This is a genomic window from Streptomyces sp. NBC_01808, from assembly GCF_035917395.1.
Classification (GTDB): Bacteria; Actinomycetota; Actinomycetes; order Streptomycetales; family Streptomycetaceae; genus Streptomyces.
Map to the genome: position 1 here is coordinate 7,783,447 of NZ_CP109072.1, position 21,695 is coordinate 7,805,141.

Below are 21,695 nucleotides of genomic sequence, written 5' to 3' on the forward strand. Positions count from 1 at the left end.
CCAGCGATCCGCCGTGAGGAGAGACAGAGCGATGACCCGATCCGCCGTCGAGGACGTGTGGCCGCTGTCGCCGCTGCAGGAGGGCCTGCTGTTCCACGCCGCCTTCGATGAGGAGGGCCCCGACGTCTACCAGGGCCAGCGGCTGCTGGAACTGGTCGGTCCCGTGGACCCGGAGCGGCTGCGGGCGTCGTGGGAGGCGCTGCTGGAGCGGCACGCCGCGCTGCGCGCGAGCTTCCGGCGGCGCAAGTCGGGCGAGGCGGTGCAGGTCATCGCGCGGGACGTGACGCTGCCGTGGGAGGTGGCCGACGTCTCCGACCGGCCGGAGGCCGACGCGCTCGCCGAGGCCGGGCGGCTGGGGGCCCGCGCGCGGGCGGAGCGGTTCGACCCGGCCGCCGCGCCGCTGCTGCGGCTGCTCCTCGTCCGGATCGGCGCCGAGCGCCACCGGCTGGTCGTCACCAGCCACCATGTGCTCATGGACGGCTGGTCGATGCCGGTGTTGCTCGGCGAGCTGTCCGCGGTGTACGCGGCGGGTGGTGACACGCGCGGGCTGCCGCCGGTCACGTCGTACCGCGAGTACCTGGCGTGGCTGCGTCGCCAGGACAAAGACGCCGCGCAGGCCGCCTGGCGCGCGGAGCTGGCGGGGGCCGACGAGCCGACGCTCGTGGCACCCGCCGACCCCGGACGGGTGCCGGTCGCTCCGGAGAGCCTGATCGCCGAGATTCCGCAGGAGCTGTACGTGGGCCTGGTCGCGCTGGCGCGCATCCGCGGCCTGACGCTCAACACCGTCGTGCAGGGCGCGTGGGCGCTGGTGCTGGCGCGGCTTGCGGGGCGTACGGATGTCGTGTTCGGCGCCACCGCGTCCGGACGGCCGCCGGAGCTGCCGGGCGTCGAGTCGATGGTCGGCCTGTTCATCAACACCCTGCCGGTGCGCGTCCGGCTCGACGGCGCGCAGCCGGTGGCCGACATGCTCGCCGCGCTCCAGGACCGGCAGTCCGCGCTCGTCGCACACCAGCATCTGGGCCTGCCCGAGGTGCAGCGGATCGCCGGATCCGGCGGTGTCTTCGACACGATCGTCGTCTACGAGAACTACCCGCTGCCGCCCGAAGGCGCGCCTGACCCCGGCATGTTCGCCATGCGCATGGCCGGCGGCCAGGAGGCGGCGCACTACCCGCTGACGCTCGTCGCCGCCCCAGGCGAGCAGATGAGCTTCAAGCTCGACTACCGCCCGGACCTGTTCGACCGGGCCGCGGCCCGGACCGTCTTCGAGCGGCTGGTGCGGGTGCTGGAGCAGATCGCCGCGGATCCGGCTGCGCCCGTGGGCCGGATCGACATGGTCGCCGCCGCGGACCGGGCGCGCGTGGTGGGGGAGTGGAACGCGACGGGGGCGCCGCTGCCCGCCGCTTCCGTGCCGGAGCTGTTCGCCGCCCACGTCGTACGGTCGCCGGACGCGCCCGCCGTGACCGACGGGCTGCGGACGCTGCCGTACGGGGAACTGGACGCCGCCTCCGCGCGGTTCGCGGCGCATCTGACGGACGCCGGGGTGCGCCGCGGGGACCGGGTCGCGGTCGTCATGGAGCGGTCGGCGGACCTGCTGGTGGTGCTGCTCGGCGTGTGGAAGGCAGGCGCCGCGTATGTGCCGGTGGACCCCGGCTACCCCGCGGAGCGGGTCGCGTTCCTGCTGGCCGACTCCGCCCCCGCGGCCGTGGTGTGCACCCGGGAGACGCGGGCGGCGGTGCCCGGTGACGCCGCCGCGGTGCTCGTCGTGCTCGACGACCCGCCGACCGCGGACGCCCTCGCCGACCGCACCGCCGCCGCCCCCGTGCCGGTGGGCGCCGCCGATGTGGCGTACGTGATGTACACCTCCGGTTCGACGGGGACGCCCAAGGGCGTGGCCGTGCCGCACGGCGCCGTCGTGGTGCTGGCCGGCGAGAGCGGCTGGGCGGCCGGCCCGGGCGAGGCGGTGCTGATGCACGCGCCGCACGCGTTCGACATCTCGCTGTACGAGGTGTGGGTGCCGCTCGCCGCCGGCGGCCGGGTCGTGATCGCCGAGCCGGGCGTGGTCGACGCGGAGCGGGTGCGCCGGGCCGTGGCCGGTGCGGGTGTGAGCAGACTGCACGTCACCGCCGGGCTGTTCCGGGTGCTCGCCGAGGAGGCCCCAGAATGCTTCACCGGCCTGCGCGAAGTGCTCACCGGCGGCGACGTGGTGTCGGCCGCGGCGGTCGCGCGCGTCCGCGAGGCGTGCCCCGGCCTCTCCGTACGGCATCTGTACGGGCCCACCGAGATCACGCTCTGCGCGACGTGGCACGCCCTGCGCCCCGGCGACACGGCGGGCGCCGTGCTGCCCATCGGCCGGCCGATGGCCAACAGGCGGGTGTACGTGCTGGACGCGTTCCTGCAGCCGGTGCCCCCGGGCGTCGTCGGCGAGCTGTACGTCGCCGGGCCCGGCCTCGCCCGCGGCTACCTGGGTCGCGCGGCCCCGACCGCCGAGCGGTTCGTGGCCTGCCCGTTCGACGGGGGCGGGCGGATGTACCGCACCGGGGACCTCGCGCGCTGGACGGACGAAGGACTGCTGCACTTCGCGGGCCGCGCCGACGAGCAGGTGAAGATCCGCGGCTACCGGGTGGAGCTGGGCGAGGTGGAGTCCGTCCTCGCCGGCCACGAGGACGTCGCGCAGGCGGTGGTCGTGGCGCGCGAGGACCGGCCGGGCGAGAAGCGGCTCATCGGCTACGTCGTACCGGACGGCAGGACCGTGGAGGCGGAGCAACTGCGCGGGCACGTCGCCGCCGTGCTGCCGGAGTACATGGTTCCGGCCGCGGTGGTGGTGCTGGACGAGCTGCCCCTGACCGTCAACGGCAAGGTCGACTGGGCGGCGCTGCCCGCCCCCGGCTTCGCCGGGCGCGCGACCGGCCGGGCGCCCGCGGGCGCGGCGGAAGAGGCGCTGTGCGCGCTGTTCGCCGAGGTGCTGGCGCTGGAGCGGGTCGGCGCGGACGACGACTTCTTCGCGCTGGGCGGCGACTCCATCACCTCGATGCAGCTCGCCTCCCGCGCCCGGCGTGCGGGGTACGTGCTGACGCCGCGGCAGGTCTTCGAGGAGAAGACCCCGGAGCGCCTCGCCCTGGTCGCCGGCTCTGCGCGGCGCCGGTCCGCGGTACGGGACGACGGCGTGGGCGAAGTGCCGTGGACGCCGGTCATGCGGCGGCTCGGCGTACGGGCCGCGGCGCCCGGGTTCGCGCAGTGGACGGTCGCGGGCGCACCGGCGGGCCTGGAACTCGCGGCGCTGACCGGCGGGCTGGGCGCGGTGCTCGACGCGCACGACATGCTGCGGGCCCGTACCGATCTGGCGGACGCGGCACACCCGCGGCTGACGGTCGGCAAGCGCGGCTCGGTCGACCCGGCCGCGCTCGTCACGCGTATCGACGCGTCGGATGCCGACGACCTGGACGACCCCGACGCCGGCGGCGGTCTCGACGCGCTCGCGGAGCGCGAGGCCCGCGCCGCGGCCGGGCGGCTGGATCCGGTGGCCGGGATCATGGTCCAGGTCGTCTGGCTGGACGCGGGCCCCGCCCGGATCGGGCGGATCGCGCTGGTGGTCCATCACCTGGTCGTCGACGGGGTGTCATGGCGGATTCTGCTGCCGGATCTGCGGGCCGCGTGCGAGGCGGTGGGGGAGGGGCGGAAGCCGGAGCTGGAGCCGGTGGCGACGTCGTTCCGGCGCTGGTCGCGGGAGTTGGCGGTGGAGGCCGGGCAGCCGGAGCGGACGGCGGAGGCCGCCGCCTGGGCCGAACTGCTCGGCGCGCCCGAGCCGCCGCTCGGCACGCGCGCGCTCGACCCGGCGCGCGATACCGCGGCGACCCTGCGCTCGCGCACCTGGACCGTGCCCGCCGGGCAGGCCGAGACGCTGACGGGCCACACGCCGGTCGCGTTCCACACCGGCGTCCACGAGGTGCTGCTCGCCACGCTGGCGGGGGTGGTCGCGGGGTGGCGGCCGGGCGCGTACGACGACGTGCTCGTGGACATCGAGGGGCACGGGCGTGAACCGGTCGGGGACGCGGATCTTGCGCGTACCGTGGGCTGGTTCACCAGCGCCCGGCCCGTGCGGACTTCGCTCTCGGGCATCGATCTCGACGGCATACGGGACGGCGGTGCGGCTGCGGGAGCGCTGCTGAAGGCCGTGAAGGAGCAGGCGCGCGCCGTCCCCGGGGACGGCCTGGGCTACGAACTTCTGCGCTACCTCAACCCCGGGACGGCCGACGCGATGGCAGTGCTGCCGCAGCCGCAGATCGGCTTCAACTACCTGGGCCGCTTCGCCGCCGGCGGCCCCTCGGGGCCGGTCGATGCCTGGCAGCTCGCCGGTGACACCGCCGTCGGCGGCTCCGTCGACCCCGGCCTGCCGCTGGCCCACGCCCTGGAGGCGAGTGCCGCCGTCCGCGACACGGCGGCCGGGCCCGAGCTGACCGTCACCCTCTCGTGGGCAGGCGGGCTGCTGGCCGACGTAGACGCCGAACGCCTGGGCGCCGCCTGGCTGGAGCTGCTGGCCGGCCTCGCCGCGCACACCGAGGACCCGGCGGCCGGCGGGCACTCCCCCTCCGACTTCCCCCTCCTCGACCTCACCCAGGAGGCCGTCGAGGAACTGGAAGCGGCCGTGCCCGCACCAGCGGATATCTGGCCGCTGTCACCGCTCCAGAAAGGCATGCTCTTCCACGCCACCTACGACGACGACAGTCCCGATGTCTACAAGAGCCAGCGCGTCCTGGCCCTCGACGGGCCCCTGGACACCCGGCGGCTGCGCGCCGCCTGGGAGACCGTCCTCGCCCGCCACGCCGCGCTGCGCGCGAGCTTCCACCGGCTGGCCGCGTCGGGAGAGGCGGTGCAGGTCGTCGCGCGTGACGTGCCGCTGCCCTGGCGAACAGTGGATCTGTCGGGGACGGACACCGGCGTGCCTGAAGAGGTGGCACGGCTGGCGGCGGAGGAACTGCAGCAGCCGATGGACCTGGGGCGGGCACCGCTACTGCGGTTCCTGCTGATCCGCCTCGGGGACCGCGCGCACCGCATGGTCATCACCAGCCACCACATCCTGGCCGACGGCTGGTCGATGCCGGTCGTCTTCAACGAGGTGGCCGAGGTGTACGCGGCCGGGGGCACCGACTCCGGTCGCAAACCCGCCGCCTCGTACGGGGACTACCTGGCCTGGCTGGGCCGGCAGGACAAGGAGGCGGCGCGGGAGGCGTGGCGGGCGGAGCTGGCCGGTGCGGACGAGCCGACGCTGGTCGTGCCCGCCGACCCGGGACGTGAACCCGTCGTGCCGGAGGAGTGCCTGGTCGGGCTCACGGAAGAGACGACGGCTGGACTGGGTGTGTGGGCGCGTGGGCGGGGGCTGACGGTCAACACGGTGGTGCAGGGGGCGTGGGCGTTGGTGCTGGCGCGGTTGGCGCGTCGTTCGGATGTGGTGTTCGGTGCGACGGTGGCGGGGCGTCCGGCGGAGCTGCCGGGTGTCGAGGCGATGGTCGGACTCTTCATCAACACGCTGCCGGTGCGGGTGCGGCTGGACGGCGGGCAGCGGGTGGCGGATCTGCTTGCGGACGTGCAGCGGCGGCAGTCGGCGCTGATGGGGCACCAGCACCTCGGACTCCAGGAGATCCAGGAACTCGCGGGGGCCGGCGCCACCTTCGACACGATGCTGATGTTCGAGAACTACCCGCGGAACGACCTGGAGCTTCCCGGCACCGGACCCGCGGACGACACCATCGGCATCACCCAGGTACGCAGCATGGCGGGCACGCACTATCCGCTGGCCATCGGCGTGGTACCGGCGGACCGGCTGCACGTGCGGGTGACGTATCGGCCGGATCTGTTCGGGGCGGACGAGGCGGAGGGGCTGGCGCTTCGGCTGGTGCGGGTGCTGGAGCAGGTGGTGGCGGATCCGGAGGTGCGGGTCGGGGACGTGGAGGTGCTGGACGCTCGCGAGCGGGCGTCGGTGGTGTCGGGGTGGAACGCCACGGGGCTTGCGGTGCCGGAGGGTTCGGTGCTGGACCGGTTCGAGGCGGGGGCGCGGCGGGCGCCCGCTGCTGTGGCGGTGCGGTGTGGGGCGGAGGAGCTGTCGTTCGGGGAGTTGGACGCGTGGGCGAATCGGCTGGCTCGGTATCTCCAGCGGCTTGGTGTGGGTCGGGAGTCGCGGGTGGGGCTGTGTCTGCCGCGTGGCGTGGAGATGGTCGCGGCGATGGTCGCGGTGTGGAAGGCCGGGGGTGCGTATGTGCCGCTCGACCCTGCCTATCCGGCGGAGCGGTTGGCGTTCATGATCGCCGACAGCGGTGCGCAGGTGGTGCTGAGCACCGGAGAGCTGGTACCCGAGGGCGCGGTGCGGCTGGACGAGGCGGCGGTCGATGTCGCGGCGGAGTCGGCTGAGCCGTTGGGCACGATGCTCCAGTCGGGGCAGCTTGCGTATGTGATCTATACGTCGGGATCGACGGGTCGCCCGAAGGGCGTGGCGGTTCCGCATGAGGGCCCGGCGAATCTTGCGGAGGCGATGCGTCCGGTGCTGGGGGTGGCGGAGGGTGTGACGGCGTTGCAGTTCGCGTCGTTCAGCTTCGACGCCGCGGTGCTGGATGTCGCTGTGACGCTGGCGGCGGGCGGCACGTTGGCGATCGCGTCGAGCGAGGAGCGGGAAGAGCCGGCGGCGCTGGCGGAGATGATCCGTACCGCCGGGGTATCCGTGGCCAGCGTGGTGCCGTCGCTCATGAACGTCCTCGACCCCGCTGCCATCACGCGCGTGCGGAACTGGGTGCTGGGCGCCGAATTGCTGACGGCGGACCTGGCGTCCCGCTGGACCCGGCAGGCGCGGGTGTGGAACACGTACGGGCCGACCGAGGCCACCGTCATCACCACCGCCACGCCCCTCGATAGGGATATCAAGCCGCACGACGCGCCCCCGCCCATCGGCCGCCCGATCGGCAACGCCCACACCTACGTGCTGGACGACTTCCTCCGGCCCGTACCCCCGGGAGTCGTGGGCGAGTTGTATATCGCAGGACCGGGCCTGGCCCGCGGCTACATCGGCCGCGGCGGGCTGACCGCTGAGCGCTTCGTCGCCTGCCCCTTCGAGGCCGGTGCGCGCATGTACCGCTCCGGCGATCTGGCCCGGTGGTCCGACGACGGGCTGCTGCACTTCGCCGGGCGTGCCGACGAGCAGGTCAAGATCCGCGGCTTCCGTATCGAGCCCGGCGAGATCGAAGCCGTCCTCGCCGCCCATCCCGACGTGTCGCACGCCGCCGTGGTCGTACGCGAAGACCGCCCCGGCGACAAACGACTCGTCGCCTACCTGGTCGGCGACGTCGACACCGACGCCGTACGCGAATTCGCCACCACCCGGCTGCCCGAGCACATGATCCCCGCGGCCTTCGTCGTTCTCGACGCGCTGCCCCTCACCCTCAACGGCAAGACCGACCGCGCCGCGCTCCCCGCGCCCGACCTCGCCGAGCGGGCGACCGGTCGCGCGCCCGAAGGCGCGACCGAAGAGACGCTGTGCGCCCTCTTCGCCGACGTCCTGTCGCTCAAGCGGGTCGGCGCGGACGACGACTTCTTTGCTCTCGGCGGCGACTCCATCACCTCCATGCAACTCGCCTCCCGCGCCCGCCGCGAAGGGCTGGTGCTCACCCCGCGGCAGGTCTTCGAGCAGCGGACCCCCGAGCGGCTGGCCGTCGTCGCCGGAGCCGCCCGGACCGCTCTCCCGGCATCCGCCCACGCCCGGGACACCGGCGAGGTGCCGTGGACGGCGGCGATGCGGGCGCAGGGCGTACGGGCGGCGGACGCCGACTTCGCACAGTGGATGGTCGTCGGCGCACCCGCGTCTCTCACCCGCCCCGTACTGACCGGCGGCCTCGGCGCCCTGCTCGACACGCACGCCATGCTCCGTTCCCGCGCCGACATCTCCGATCCGGCGAACCCCCGCCTGGTAGTCCCGGAACGCGGCACCGTCGACCCCGCCCGTCTCGTCACCCGTATCGACGCCGCCGACACCACCGACCTCGACGCGCTGACCGCTCGCCAAGCCCGTACCGCCGTCGCGCGACTCGACCCCGCGAACGGGGCGATGGTGCACGTCGTCTGGCTGGACGCCGGGCCGTCCCGGGTCGGCCGGCTGGTCCTCGTCGTCCATCACCTCGTGGTCGACGGCATGTCCTGGCGCATCCTCCTCCCCGACCTCCAGTCCGCATGCGCGGCTCTCGCCGACAACCGGCAGCCCGCCCTCGACCCCGTCCCCACCCCCTTCCGCCACTGGGCACACGAACTCGTCACCCAGGCGGCGAGCAGTCACCGCACCGCCGAACTCCAGCCCTGGACCGACCTCCTCGGCGCCCCCGAGCCACCCCTCGGCCACCGCCCCCTCGACCCCACCGCCGACACCGCCGCGACTCAGCGCCGCCGGGAGTGGACCGTGCCCGCCGCCCAGGCCGCCGTCGTCGCCGGGCGGGTCCCGGCCGCGTTCCACACCGGGGTGCACGAGGTGCTGCTGGCGACACTCGCCGGGGCCGTCGTGCACTGGCGCCCTGACACGACGGACCGCGGCGTGCTCGTGGACATCGAAGGGCACGGCCGCGAGTCGGAAGGGGACGTGGATCTGTCGCGCACGGTGGGCTGGTTCACCAGCTCCCACCCGGTGCGCGTCGACGTCTCCGGCGTACGCCTCGATGACGCCCTTGCCGGGGGCGCCGCCGCCGGCAGTCTGCTGAAGTCCGTGAAGGAGCAGGTCCGGGCGATCCCCGGCGACGGCCTCGGCCACGACCTGCTGCGGCATCTCAACCCCGGGACCGCCGACGCCATGGCCGCCCTGCCGCAGCCGCAGATCGGCTTCAACTACCTCGGCCGCTTCCCCGCCCCCGCGCCGGCTTCGTCCGTACGCGCCTGGCAGCCCGCCGGCGACACCGCCCTCGGCGGCTCCGTCGCCCCCGACATGCCGGTGGCGCACGCGCTGGAGGCAGGCGCCGTTGTCCAGGACGGGCCCGACGGACCGGAGTTGACGCTGACGCTCTCCTGGGCGGGCGGGCTGCTGGACGACGCGGACGCCGACCGCCTGGGCGCCACCTGGCTGCGCATGATCGCCGGTCTCGCCACCCACACCGGAGATCCGGCCGCCGGCGGGCACACTCCTTCCGACTTCCCGCTCCTCACCCCCACCCAGGACGCCGTGAGCGAACTGGAGACGGCCGTGCCCGCGCTGGCCGACGTGTGGCCGCTGTCGCCCCTGCAGCAAGGGCTGCTGTTCCACGCCGACTTCGACGATGCGGGACCGGATGTCTACGAGGGCCGCCGCGCCCTCGCGCTCGACGGTCCGCTGGACACCGACCGGCTGCGCGCCGCCTGGGCGACGGTCCTCGACCGGCACCCCATACTCCGCGCGAGCTTCCACCGGCTCGCGTCGGGCGAGGCGGTGCAGGTCATCGCCCGCGACGTACCGCTGCCCTGGCGCGAGGCCGACCTCTCCGGGCTCGACGGGGCCGACGCGGCGCGCGAGCTGCGGCGGCTGACGGAAGAGGACCGGGCCGAGCGGTTCGACCTCAGCACCGCGCCGCCGCTGCGGTTCCTGCTGGTACGTCTCGGCGCGGACCGGCACCAGCTCCTGGTCAGCAACCACCACATCGTCATGGACGGCTGGTCGCTGCCCCTGCTGATCGGCGAGGTCTCCGCCGCGTACGCCGCGGCCGGCGACGGGAGCCGGCTGCAGGCCGTCGCCTCGTACGCCGACTACCTCGGCTGGCTCGCCCGCCAGGACGAGGACGCGGCGCGGGAGGCGTGGTGCGCGGAGCTGGCCGGGGCGGACGAACCGACGCTCGTCGTGCCTGCGGAGTCGGTGCGGGCGCCGGTGCTGCCGGAGCGGGTGCGCTACGAGTTCGGGGCGGAGCTGTCGGCGGGAGTGGCGGAGCTGGCGCGGACGCACGGGGTGACCGTGAACACCGTGGTGCAAGGCGCGTGGGCGCTGGTGCTGGCGCGGCTCGCGGGCCGGGACGACGTGGTGTTCGGCGCCACCGCCGCGGGCCGCCCGCCCGAGCTGCCGGGCGTGGAGTCGATCATCGGGCTGTTCATCAACACCCTGCCGGTGCGCGTCCGGCTCGACGGCGCGCAGCCGGTGGCCGACATGCTCGCCGGGCTTCAGAAGCGGCAGGTGGCGCTGATGGCGCACCAGCACATCGGGCTCCAGGAGGTGCAGAAGGCGGCAGGCGCGGGCGGTGCGTTCGACACGCTCGTGGTCTTCGAGAACTACCCGGCGCCGCCCGCCGGTTCGCCCGACCCCGAGGCGCTGACGATCCGCCCCGCGGGCGTCACCGAGGACACCGGCCACTACCCGCTGACGCTGATCGCCGTCCCCGGCGAGCGCATCCAGGGCGATTTCATCTACCGCCCCGACGTCTTCGACCGCGACCGCGCCGAGGACGTCCTCGCCTCCTTCGAGCATGTGCTGACGCAACTGGTCGCCGACCCCGCCGCGCCCGTAGGACGCGTGGCCGCCGTGACCGAGGCGAGCCGCGCGCTGGTGACCGACGAGTGGAACCGCACCGCGGCCCCGCTGCCGGCCGCACCACTGCCCGCGCTGTTCGGTGCGCAGGTGGGGCGGTCGCCGGAGGCGGTGGCGTTGGTGGCCGGTGGGGAGTCGCTGTCGTACGGGGAGTTGGGGGACCGTGCGGGGCGGCTGGCCCGGTATCTCGTGGCGGCGGGGGTGGGGCCCGAGGTCCGGGTGGCGGTGGTGGCGGAGCGGTCGGCGGTGCTGGTCGAGGCGCTGCTGGCGGTGTCGCTTGCCGGGGGCGTGTTCGTGCCGGTGGATCCCGACTATCCGGCCGAGCGACTGGGGTTCGTGCTGGGAGAGGCCGATCCCGCCGTGGTCCTGTGCACGTCGGCGACGTACGACGTACTCCCGGACGGCTTCCGCACCGTGGTGCTGGACGATCCGGCGGTGGCCGCCGAGGTGGCCGCGTGCCCGGGCGGGGTGCTCGGGACGGACGAGCGGCGGGGCCCGCTGACAGCCGATCATGCCGCGTACGTCATCTACACCTCCGGCTCGACCGGCACCCCCAAGGGTGTCGTCGTCTCCCACCGCGGCCTGGGCAACCTGGCCCGCGCGCAGATCGACCGCTTCGCGGTCGGCCCGCGGTCCCGGGTCCTGCAGTTCGCGTCGGTGAGCTTCGACGCCGCGGTCTCCGAGCTGTGCATGGCGCTGCTGTCGGGCGCGGCGCTCGTCGTCCCCGCCGCCGGCGAACTGCCGCCGCAGGTCTCCCTGGGCGACGCCCTCCGCGCCGCCGGTGCCACCCACGTGACGGTCCCGCCGAGCGTGCCCGCCGTCGCCGACGAGCTGCCGGACACCCTCGAAACCCTCGTCGTCGCCGGTGAGGCGTGCCCGCCCGGGCTGGTCGACCGCTGGTCGCCGGGGCGGCGGATGATCAACGCGTACGGGCCCACCGAGGTCACCGTCTGCGCCGCGATGAGCGCACCGCTGACCCCCGGTACCGACCCCGTGCCCCTCGGCGCCCCGATGGCGAACGTCCGCGCGTTCGTCCTCGACGCCTTCCTGCAGCCCGTCGCGCCGGGTGTCACCGGCGAGCTGTACGTCGCGGGGCCCGGCCTGGCCCGCGGCTACCGCGGCCGTCCTGGGCTGACCGCGGAGCGGTTCGTGGCCTGTCCGTTCGCGCCCGGGGAGCGGATGTACCGCACCGGCGACCTGGCGCGCTGGACGGGCGAGGGCGAACTGGTCTTCGCCGGCCGGGCCGACGAGCAGGTCAAGGTGCGCGGCCACCGCATCGAGCCCGGCGAGATCGAGGCCGCGCTCGGCGCGCACCCGGACGTCGCCCAGGCCGTGGTCCTCGCCCGGCAGGACCGGCCCGGCGAGAGCAGGCTCGTCGCGTACGTCGTCCCCTCAGGCCCGTACGACGACGGCGAACTGCCGTCCGCGCTGCGCGAGTACGTACGCGAACGGCTCCCCGAGTACATGGTGCCGGCCGCCGTCGTGCCGCTGGAGCGGATGCCGCTCACCCCGCACGGCAAGGTGGACCGCGGGGCGCTGCCCGCCCCCGACTTCGCCGGGCTGGTCTCCGACCGCGAGCCGCGCACGGCGGCGGAGGCGGCGCTGTGCGCGCTGTTCGCCGAGGTGCTGGCGCTGGAGCGGGTCGGGCCCGACGACAGCTTCTTCGCGCTGGGCGGCGACTCCATCACCTCGATGCAGCTCGCCTCCCGCGCCCGGCGTGCGGGGTACGTGCTGACGCCGCGGCAGGTCTTCGAGGAGAAGACCCCGGAGCGGCTGGCGCTGGTCGTACAGGCGGCGGCGGACGGTGCGGCGGCGGTGGCGGACGTGGGCGTCGGCGAGGTGCCGTGGACGCCGGTCATGCGGCGGCTCGGCGAGGGCGTCGCGGGCGGCCGGTTCGCGCAGTGGACCGTCGTCGGCGCCCCCGCGGATCTCACGGCGGACGTGCTGGCCACGGGGCTCGGCGCGCTGCTCGGCACCCACGACATGCTGCGGGCCCGCACCGACCTGTCCGACGCGGCGGCTCCCCGGCTCGTCGTCGCCGAGCGCGGTGCGCTCGACGCGGCGGGACTGGTGACCCGTATCGACGCCGCGGGCGTGCCCGACGACGGTCTTGATGAGGCGGCGAGCGGCATGGCCCGCGAGGCGGTCGCGCGGCTGGACCCCGCGGCGGGCGTGATGGTGCAGGCGGTCTGGCTGGACACCGGCCCCGGACGGGTCGGGCGGGTGGTGCTCGCCGTGCACCACCTGGTGGTCGACGGGGTGTCCTGGCGGATCCTGCTGCCCGACCTCCAGGCCGCGTGCGAGGCCGCGGCCGCGGGGGAGGAGCCCGTACTCGACCCGGTCGCGGTGTCGTTCCGCCGCTGGGCCCGCACGCTCGCGGCCGAGGCCGCGAGCGAGCGGCGGCGGGCGGAGCTGGCGCAGTGGACGGCGCTGCTCGGCGAGCCCGAGCCGCCGCTGGGCCACCGGCCCCTCGACCCGGCGGTCGACACCGCCCCCACGCTGCGCAATCGCTCCTGGACCGTGCCCGCGGACCAGGCCGCCACGCTCGTCGGCCGCACGCCGGGGGTGTTCCACTGCGGAGTCCACGAGGTGCTGCTCGCCACGCTCGCCGGGGCGGTCGCGGGGTGGCGGCCGGGCGCGTACGACGGCGTGCTCGTGGACGTCGAGGGGCACGGCCGCGAGCCCGTCGGCGACCTCGATCTCACGCGGACGGTGGGGTGGTTCACCGGCGTGCACCCGCTGCGGCTGCGGACGTCGGGCATCGACCTCGACGGGGTACGGGCCGGCGGCGCCGCGGCAGGCGAGCTGCTGAAGTCCGTCAAGGAGCAGGCGCAGGAGATCCCCGGCGACGGCCTCGGCCACGAGCTGCTGCGCCACCTCAACCCCGGGACGGCAGAGGCGATGGCGGCGCTGCCGCAGCCGCAGATCGGCTTCAACTACCTCGGCCGCTTCCCCGCCGCCGGCCCCGCGGGTCCCGTACGGGCCTGGCAGCCGGCCGGCGAGACCGCGGTCGGCGGCTCCGCCGCCGCCGGCATGCCCGTGGCGCACGCGCTGGAGGCGGGCGCCGTCGTGCAGGACGGGCCCGCGGGCCCGGCGCTGACGGTGACCCTGTCGTGGGCCGGCGGGCTGCTGGCCGACGCGGACGCCGAACGCCTGGGCGCCGGCTGGCTGGAGCTGCTGGCCGGGCTCGCCGCCCACACCGAGGACCCGGACGCCGGCGGGCACACGCCCTCCGACTTTCCCCTGCTCGACCTCGCCCAGAACCAGATCGAAGAGCTCGAAGCGGCGTTCGCCGACGAGCAGTCCCAGCCGGGCCGACCGGCGCGAAGCCGTTGATGAGGAGAGTGCGATGAGCCGATCCCTGGTCGAGGACGTGTGGCCGCTGTCGCCGCTGCAGGAAGGCATGCTCTTTCACGCGGCGCTCGCCGGCACCGGACCCGACGTCTACACCGTGCAGTCCGCCCTGGACATCGAAGGACCGCTGGACCCCGCCCGGCTGCGCGCGTCGTGGCAGGCGCTGCTCGCCCGGCACGCCGCGCTGCGCGCCTGCTTCCGGCAGGTCAGCGGAGCGAAGATGGTGCAGGTCATCGCCCGTGACGTGGAGCTGCCGTGGCGGGAGGAGGACCTGTCGGGGCTCACCGGGGACGACGCGAGGGCCGAGCTGGACCGGCTCACGGCGCGCCGGCTCGCCGAGCGGATCGACCTGGCGAGCGCGCCGCTGATGCGCTTCCTCCTCGTCCGTCTCGGGGAGGACCGGCACCGGCTGGTGATGACGTTCCACCACATCCTCATGGACGGCTGGTCGATGCCCGTCCTGCTCACCGAGCTGTCCGCCGTCTACGCGGCCGGGGGCGACGCCTCGCGGCTGAAGAGAGTGCCGTCGTACGGCCAGTACCTCGCGTGGCTCGGCCGCCAGGACAAGGACGCGGCGCGCGCCGCCTGGCAGGCGGAGCTGGCCGGAGCCGACGAGCCGACGCTCGTCGTCCCCGCCGACCCCACGCGCGCGGCCGTCTTCCCGGAGCACGTCTTCGGTGACGTCCCCGAGGACGTCACGAAGGGCCTGCGGGACCTGGCCCGCGCGGAGGGCCTGACCCTCAACACCGTGGTGCAGGGCGCCTGGTCGCTCGTCCTGGCCCGGCTGGCGCGCCGCACGGACGTCGTCTTCGGCGCCACCGCCGCCGGGCGGCCCGCGGAGCTGGCGGGCGTCGAGTCGATGGTGGGCCTGCTGCTCAACACGCTGCCGGTGCGCGTACGGCTCGACGGCGGGCAGCCGGTGACGGAGCTGCTGGCCGACCTCCAGCGGCGCCAGTCGGAGCTGATGGCGCACCAGCACCTCGGGCTGCCGGAGGTGCAGCGCCTCGCGGGCCCCGGCGCGGTCTTCGACACGCTGGTGCTCTACGAGAGCTTCCCCCCGCCGCCCGCCGGGGCGGGCGGGTCCGAGGCGCTGACCATCCGCCCCTCGGGCATGTCCCGGGACGCGGCGCACTACCCGCTGACGCTGGTCGTGACCCCGGCCGGGGACCGGCTGCGCTGCAAACTCGACTACCGGCCCGACCTGTTCGACCGCGCCGCGGCCACGGCGATCTTCCAGCGGGTGGTGCGGGTGCTGGAGCAGGTGGTGGCGGACCCTTCGGTGCGGGTGGGGGACGTGGACGTGCTGGCGGCCGGGGAGCGGGCGCCGGTGGTGTCGGGGTGGAACGCGACGCGCCTTGCGGTGCCGGAGGGTTCGGTGCTGGACCGGTTCGAGGAGCGGGCGCGGTGGGCTCCGGAGGCGGTCGCCGTGCGGTGCGGTGCGGAGGAGCTGTCGTACGGGGAGCTGGACGCGCGGGCGAATCGGCTGGCGCGGTATCTGGTCCGCCTCGGGGTGCGCCGGGAGTCGCGGGTGGGGCTGTGTCTGCCGCGTGGCGCGGAGATGGTCGCGGCGATGCTCGCGGTGTGGAAGGCCGGAGGTGCGTACGTGCCGCTCGACCCCGCCTATCCGGCGGAGCGGCTGGCGTTCATGGCCTCCGACAGCGGCGCGCAGGTGGTGCTGAGCACCGGAGACCTAACGCCCGAGGGCGCGGTGCGGCTGGACGAGGCCGCGGGGGAGATCGCGGCGGAGTCGGTGGAGCCGCTGGGCACGGTGCCGGAGCCGGGGCAACTCGCGTACGTGATCTACACCTCCGGTTCCACGGGCCGGCCCAAGGGCGTCGCGGTGCCCCACCGCGGCCCGGCGAACCTGGCTGAGGCGATGCGGCCGGTCCTGGGGATGGCCGAGGACGTGACGGCGCTGCAGTTCGCGTCGTTCAGCTTCGACGCCGCCGTCCTGGACGTCGCCGTCACGCTGGCGGCGGGTGGCACGTTGGCGATCGCGTCGGAAGAGGAGCGGGTGGAGCCCGCGGCGCTGGCCGGGATGGTCCGCAGCGCCGGGGTGTCCGTGGCCAGCGTGGTGCCGTCCCTCATGAGCGTCCTCGACCCGGCCGCGGTCACGGCCGTACGGAACTGGGTGCTGGGCGCCGAACTGCTGACCGCGGACCTGGCGTCCCGCTGGACGCGGCAGGCCAAGGTGTGGAACACGTACGGGCCGACCGAGGCCACCGTCATCACCACCGCCACCCCGCTCGACGCGGACATCACGCCCGCCGACCCGCCGCCCCCCATCGGCCGCCCGATCGGCAACACCCGCACCTACGTGCTGGACGACTTCCTCCGGCCCGTGCCGCAGGGCGTCACCGGCGAGGTGTACATCGCGGGACCGGGCCTGGCCCGCGGCTACATCGGCCGCGGCGGGCTCACCGCCGAGCGCTTCGTCGCCTGCCCCTTCGAGCCCGGCGCACGCATGTACCGCTCCGGCGACCTCGCCGCCTGGACGCCCGACGGGCAACTGGCCTTCCGCGGCCGCGCCGACGAGCAGGTCAAGATCCGCGGCTTCCGTGTCGAACCGGGCGAGATCGAGGCCGTCCTCGCCGCCCACCCCGACGTGTCCCGCGCCGCCGTCGTCGTACGCGAGGACCGCCCCGGTGACAAGAGACTCGTCGCCTACGTCGTCCCCGGCGGCCCGGAGGCGGACATCGACGCGCTTCGCGCACACGCCGCCGCCCGGCTGCCCGCGCACATGGTGCCCGCCGCCGTGCTCGCCCTGGAGAGCCTGCCGCTGACGCCCGGCGGCAAGCTCGACCGCGCGGCCCTGCCCGCCCCGGACTTCGCCGAGCGCGCCACCGGCCGCGCGCCCGAGGGCGAGACCGAGGAGGCGCTGTGCGCGCTCTTCGCCGACGTCCTCGGCGTCGAACGGGTCGGCGCCGACGACAGCTTCTTCGACCTCGGCGGCGACTCCGGCCTCGCGATGCGCCTCGCCGGCCGGATCCGTGAGGACTTCGGCGCCGAGCTGAACATGCGGCAGTTCTTCGGCGCCCCCACCCCCGTGGGCGTGACGCGGATGCTGGCGTCCAAGACCCGCCCCGCGCTGCGCGCCGTCGAGCACCCGGACGAAGTGCCGGCGTCCGCCGGCCAGGTGCATACGTGGCTGATGTCCCGGCTCGCCGAGGACTCCGCCGCGTACCGCACGGCCGTCGCGCTGCGCCTCACCGGCGAGCTGGACCGCGACGCGCTCGGCGCGGCACTCGGCGACGTCGCGGCCCGCCACGACACCCTGCGCACCACCTTCGCCGCCGAAGGCGGCGCCGACCTGCGGCAGCGCGTCCTCGGCCCGGCCGCCGCCCGGCCCGCACCGGAGGTGGTCCCCGCGACCGAAGTGGAGCTGCCGGAGCTGCTTGCGGCCCGCGCGGCGCACGCCTTCGACCTCACCCGCGAACCGCCGTGGACGCAGACCCTGTTCGCTCTGTCGGAGACGGAGCACGTGCTGCTCCTCGTCGTGCACCGCATCGCCGCCGACGACGAGTCGCTGGACGTCATGCTGCGCGATCTGTCGGCGGCGTACGGGGCGCGCCGCGAGGGGCGTACGCCCGAACGCGCGCCGCTGCCGCTGCAGTTCGCCGACTACGCGCTCTGGGAGCGCGAACTCCTCGCCGGCGAGGACGACCCGGAGAGCCTGATCAGCGACCAACTGGCGTACTGGAAGGACGCCCTCGCCGGGCTCGTCCCGGAGCTGCGGCTGCCCGCCGACCGGCCGCGGCCGCGGCTCGCCACGCACCGCACCGGGCAGGTGCCGCTGCGCGTCGAGGGCGAGGTGCACGAGCGGCTGACGGAGCTCGACGAGGCCGGCGAAGGCGCGTTCACCGTCGTGCAGGCGGCCCTGGCGCTGCTGCTCACCCGGCTGGGCGCGGGCACCGACATCACCGTGGGCGCGCTGCTGCCGCGGCGGGACGAGGAGGGTGCGCTGGAGGGCGTGGTGGGCCCCTTCGCCGGCCCGGTCGCGCTGCGCACCGACACCTCCGGCGACCCCACCTTCCGCGAACTCCTCGGCCGCGTACGGGAGGCGAACCTCGAAGCGCGCCGCCACCGGGACCTGCCGTTCGAGCGCCTGGTCGACGTGCTGGAGCTGCCGCCGTCCGCGGCGCGGCACCCCGTCGTGCAGGTCATGCTCGACGTGCGCGACGGCACCACCGAGGAGGAGGACACCTCCGAGCTGCCGGGGCTGAGTACCGGCCGCCTCGACCTCGGCCCCGCCGCGTCCGAGCTGGACCTGTCGGTGAGCCTCAGCGAGTGGTATCGCGCGGACGGTTCGGGGGACGGCCTCGACGGCCACCTGCGCTATGCCGCCGAGTTGTTCGACGCCGACACCGCCGCCGCGCTCGCCCGCCGCCTGGTGCGCGTGCTGCGGCAGGTCGCGGACGACCCGGACGTGCGCCTCGGCGACGTCGACGTGCTGCTGGACCCGGCCGAGCACCACCGGCTCGTACGGGAGTGGAACGACACCGCGGCGCCGCTGCCGGACACCACCGTCGTCGGCCTCCTGGCCGACCGGGCGGCCCGCACCCCCGATGCCGTCGCCGTCACCGACCAGGACGGCGCCCTGACGTACGGGGCGCTGGACACCGCCTCCGGGATGCTCGCCCGCCGGCTGGCCGCCCGCGGCGTCGGCGCGGAGGACGTCGTCGCCGTGGCGCTGCCGCTGGGGGCCCGGCTCGCCGTCGCGCTGCTCGGGGTGCTCAAGGCGGGCGCCGCCTGCCTGTTCACCGGACCCGACCGGCCGATGCAGGCGCTCGCGCCGCTGCGCGGCCACCGGCCCGGCGCGCTGATCTGCACCGCGACCACCGCAGGACTGCTGCCCGCCGACCACGCGATGACGGTCGTCCCGCTCGGCAACCCCGTCCTGGCCGCCGCCCGCGGCACGTACACGGGGCCGGGCCCCGCCGACGAGACGGGCACCGCGCCGCGCCCCGGCCACGCCGCGCTGCTGCTGGACTCCACGACGCCGCACGGTGTGCCCGCGGGCGTCGTGGTCGAACACCGCTCGCTGGTCAGCCACCTCGCGGACGGAGCCGACGAGGCCGCAGACCCCGCGGCCGGCGAGGGCCCGCGACACCTGACCCTGGACGAACGCGCCCCCGTCGAGGCCGTGGTGACCCCGCTGCTGCGCGCGCTCTGCGCCGGCGAGAGCGTCCTGCTCGGCAAGCCCGACCCCCACGCCGCCCGCCGCGCGCTCACCACCCGCGACCTGCTCTGGACCCTGGCCGAACTGCCCGCCGGCGACCCGTCGTTCGCGGAGGTCACCGTCATCGAGGACGGCGCCGCCGCCTCCGACGTCGACGCCCGCGAGTGGCGCGCCCGGCACCCGGACGCCGCCCTGGTCACCGGCTACGGCCCGGCCGGCACCGCGGGACCCTGGCTGCACCACCGCGCCGCCCCCGGCGCACCCCTCCCCGCCGAGGTGCCCACCGGCAGCCTGGGGCCCCACACCCGCGCCTACGTCCTCGACGACCGGCTCCGCCCCGTCCCGCCCGGCGCCGTCGGCGACCTGTACGTCGCCGGCGCCACCCTCGCCCGCGGCTACCACGGCAGCACCCGGCTCACCGGCGACCACTTCGTGGCCTGCCCGTACGGCCCGGCGGGGGAGCGGATGCTGCGCACCGGCGAGCGCGCCAGGTGGAGCACCGCGGGTCTGCTGACCGTACGCGACCGGCAGGCCGAGGAGCACGACGCGGCGCTCGCGCAGGCCCGCCGCCCCGAGGGCGGCGGCGACCTCGGGGTGCTGCTCCCGCTGCGCAAGGAGGGCAGCGGCGCGCCGCTGTTCTGCGTGCACTCCGCGACCGGCCTCGCCTGGAGCTACGCGGTCCTCGTGCCGCATCTCCCGCGGGACCGGCCGGTGTACGGCATCCAGGCGCGCGGTCTCGCGGGGCCCGAGCCGATGCCGAAGAGCGTCGCCGAGATGGCCGCCGACTACGCCGACGAGATGCGGACCGTGCAGCCCGAGGGCCCGTACCACCTGCTCGGCTGGTCCTTCGGCGGCATGCTCGCGCAGGCGGTCGCGGCCCGGCTGGAGGAGCAGGGTGAGCGGGTGGAACTGCTCGCCCTGCTGGACGCCTACCCCGATGGCGGGGCCGGCACTTCGCTGTTCTCCAACGAGGACGCCGCCGGCCGCGCCGCCGCCACCTCCGCCCCGCAGGGCCGGCTCCTCGGCCCCGGCGGCGACGAAGCCGCGGTGCCCGGGGTCAGCGGCCGGCTGCGCTCGCGCATGGAACAGGTCATGCGCAACTCGGCCGGGTTCGCCCCCGAGCACACCCCGCGCCGTACGACGGGCGACCTGCTGCTCTTCGTCGCCACCGAGGACCGCCCGGCGGGGCTCCCCGTCGCCGACGCGGTCGAGAGCTGGAAGCCGTACGTCGCCGGAAACGTCGAACCGCACGAGATCGAGGCCAACCACTTCGGAATGCTGAAATCCGCCCCCGCGGCGCACATCGGCCGCATTCTCGCCGGGCGGCTGGGCATTCCCGGCGGGTCCCCGGAGAAATGAGCCGCGCACCGGGGGATACGGAATCCGGCAACCCGGATTCCGTATCCCCCGGTGCGGCCCGGAAAAGCGCGCCCTCAGGCCCGGCGGCGTGCAGAAAAGACGCACGAATTCAGGGAGAAGGAGCGCGCGCATGGCCAAGTCACCCGAGATTCCCGTACACAACCGCAGGGACGGTCTCGAACCCCTCCCCGAGCTGCGCCGGATGAGCCGGGAGACGCCGCTGCTCGAAACCCCGCGCGACTGGGTCGCCACCGGCCAGGCCGAGGTGCGCCAGATCCTCGGCGACGCCGACCGCTTCAGCACCATGCCCCCTGCCGACACCGAGGAGGACCGGCGGCGCCAGATCCAGGAGGGCAACCTCCTGCAGTACGACCCGCCGGACCACACCCGGCTGCGCCAGATGCTCACCCCCGAGTTCACCAACCGGCGGATGCGCAGGCTGGAGCCCTTCATCGAGGAGATCGTCGCCGAACGCCTCGACGCCCTCGAACGCGCAGGGCGGCCCGCAGACTTCATGCGCCACTTCGCCTGGCCCATCCCCGGGCTCGTCAGTTGCGCGCTGCTCGGCGTGCCCCGCGACGACCAGGCGGAGCTGGCCCGCAACCTCGACATCAGCCGGGCCGGCAACCGCAGCCGCAAACAGCAGATGACCGCCGGAAAGGCGTACGTCGGCTACATGAGCCAACTCGTGGCGCGCAAACGCCGCGACCCCGGCGACGACCTGCTCGGCATGCTGATCCGCGAGCACGGCGACGACGTCAGCGACACCGAGCTGACCGGCATCGGCACCTCGCTGATGGCCGCGGGATACGAGAACGTCGCCGGCACCCTTGGCCTCGGCACGATGCTGCTGCTCAGCCACCCCGGCCAGCTCGCGCTGCTGCTGGAGAAGCCGGAGCTGACCGACCGCGCGGTGGAGGAACTGCTCCGCTACGTCTCCGTGATCGCCACTTCCTCGCCGCGCACCGCCCTCGCCGACGTGCCCGTAGGCGACGCGGTGATCAAGAAGGGCGACGTCGTGGTCTGCTCCCTGCTCGCCGTCAACCGGGCGGCCAGGGACGGCGCCGGCCACGACGGCTTCGACATCACCCGCGAGGTCACCTCCCACATGGCCTTCGGCCACGGCATCCACTACTGCCTCGGCGCCCCGCTGACCCGCGTGCAGCTCAGGATCGCGCTCCCGCGGCTGCTGCACCGCTTCCCCGGGCTGCGCCTGGCCCTACCGCCGGAAGAGCTGCGCTACCGGACGCTCGCGCCCAACTACGGCGTCGAAGCGCTGCCCGTCACCTGGTAGGG

The 21,695-nt window shown here is 75.2% G+C and carries 3 protein-coding genes; all 3 read left to right on the top strand.

Annotation, left to right across the window (positions count from 1 at the left end; translation table 11 throughout):
• The first annotated feature begins 31 nt into the window (after positions 1 to 31).
• The 3 genes from OG946_RS34070 (at position 32) to OG946_RS34080 (ending at position 21,693) form a co-directional block, all read left to right on the top strand.
• On the top strand, positions 32 to 13,843 hold the full coding sequence (locus OG946_RS34070) for a non-ribosomal peptide synthetase (protein ID WP_326799791.1): 13,812 nt from the start codon (positions 32 to 34) through the stop codon (positions 13,841 to 13,843).
• Between the two features lie 13 nt (positions 13,844 to 13,856).
• A complete protein-coding gene (locus tag OG946_RS34075; protein WP_326799792.1) occupies positions 13,857 to 20,399 on the top strand; it encodes a non-ribosomal peptide synthetase in 6,543 nt (2,180 codons plus the stop codon).
• Between the two features lie 130 nt (positions 20,400 to 20,529).
• Positions 20,530 to 21,693, top strand: a complete 1,164-nt coding sequence (locus tag OG946_RS34080) for a cytochrome P450 (protein WP_326799793.1) — start codon at positions 20,530 to 20,532, stop codon at positions 21,691 to 21,693.
• Positions 21,694 to 21,695 lie beyond the last annotated feature (2 nt).

What these genes read in the sequence shown, in the direction of transcription:
- OG946_RS34070 (WP_326799791.1), top strand. Translation starts at nt 32, where the DNA reads ATGACCCGATCCGCCGTCGAGGACGTGTGGCCGCTGTCGCCGCTGCAG.
- OG946_RS34075 (WP_326799792.1), top strand. Translation starts at nt 13,857, where the DNA reads ATGAGCCGATCCCTGGTCGAGGACGTGTGGCCGCTGTCGCCGCTGCAG.
- OG946_RS34080 (WP_326799793.1), top strand. Translation starts at nt 20,530, where the DNA reads ATGGCCAAGTCACCCGAGATTCCCGTACACAACCGCAGGGACGGTCTC.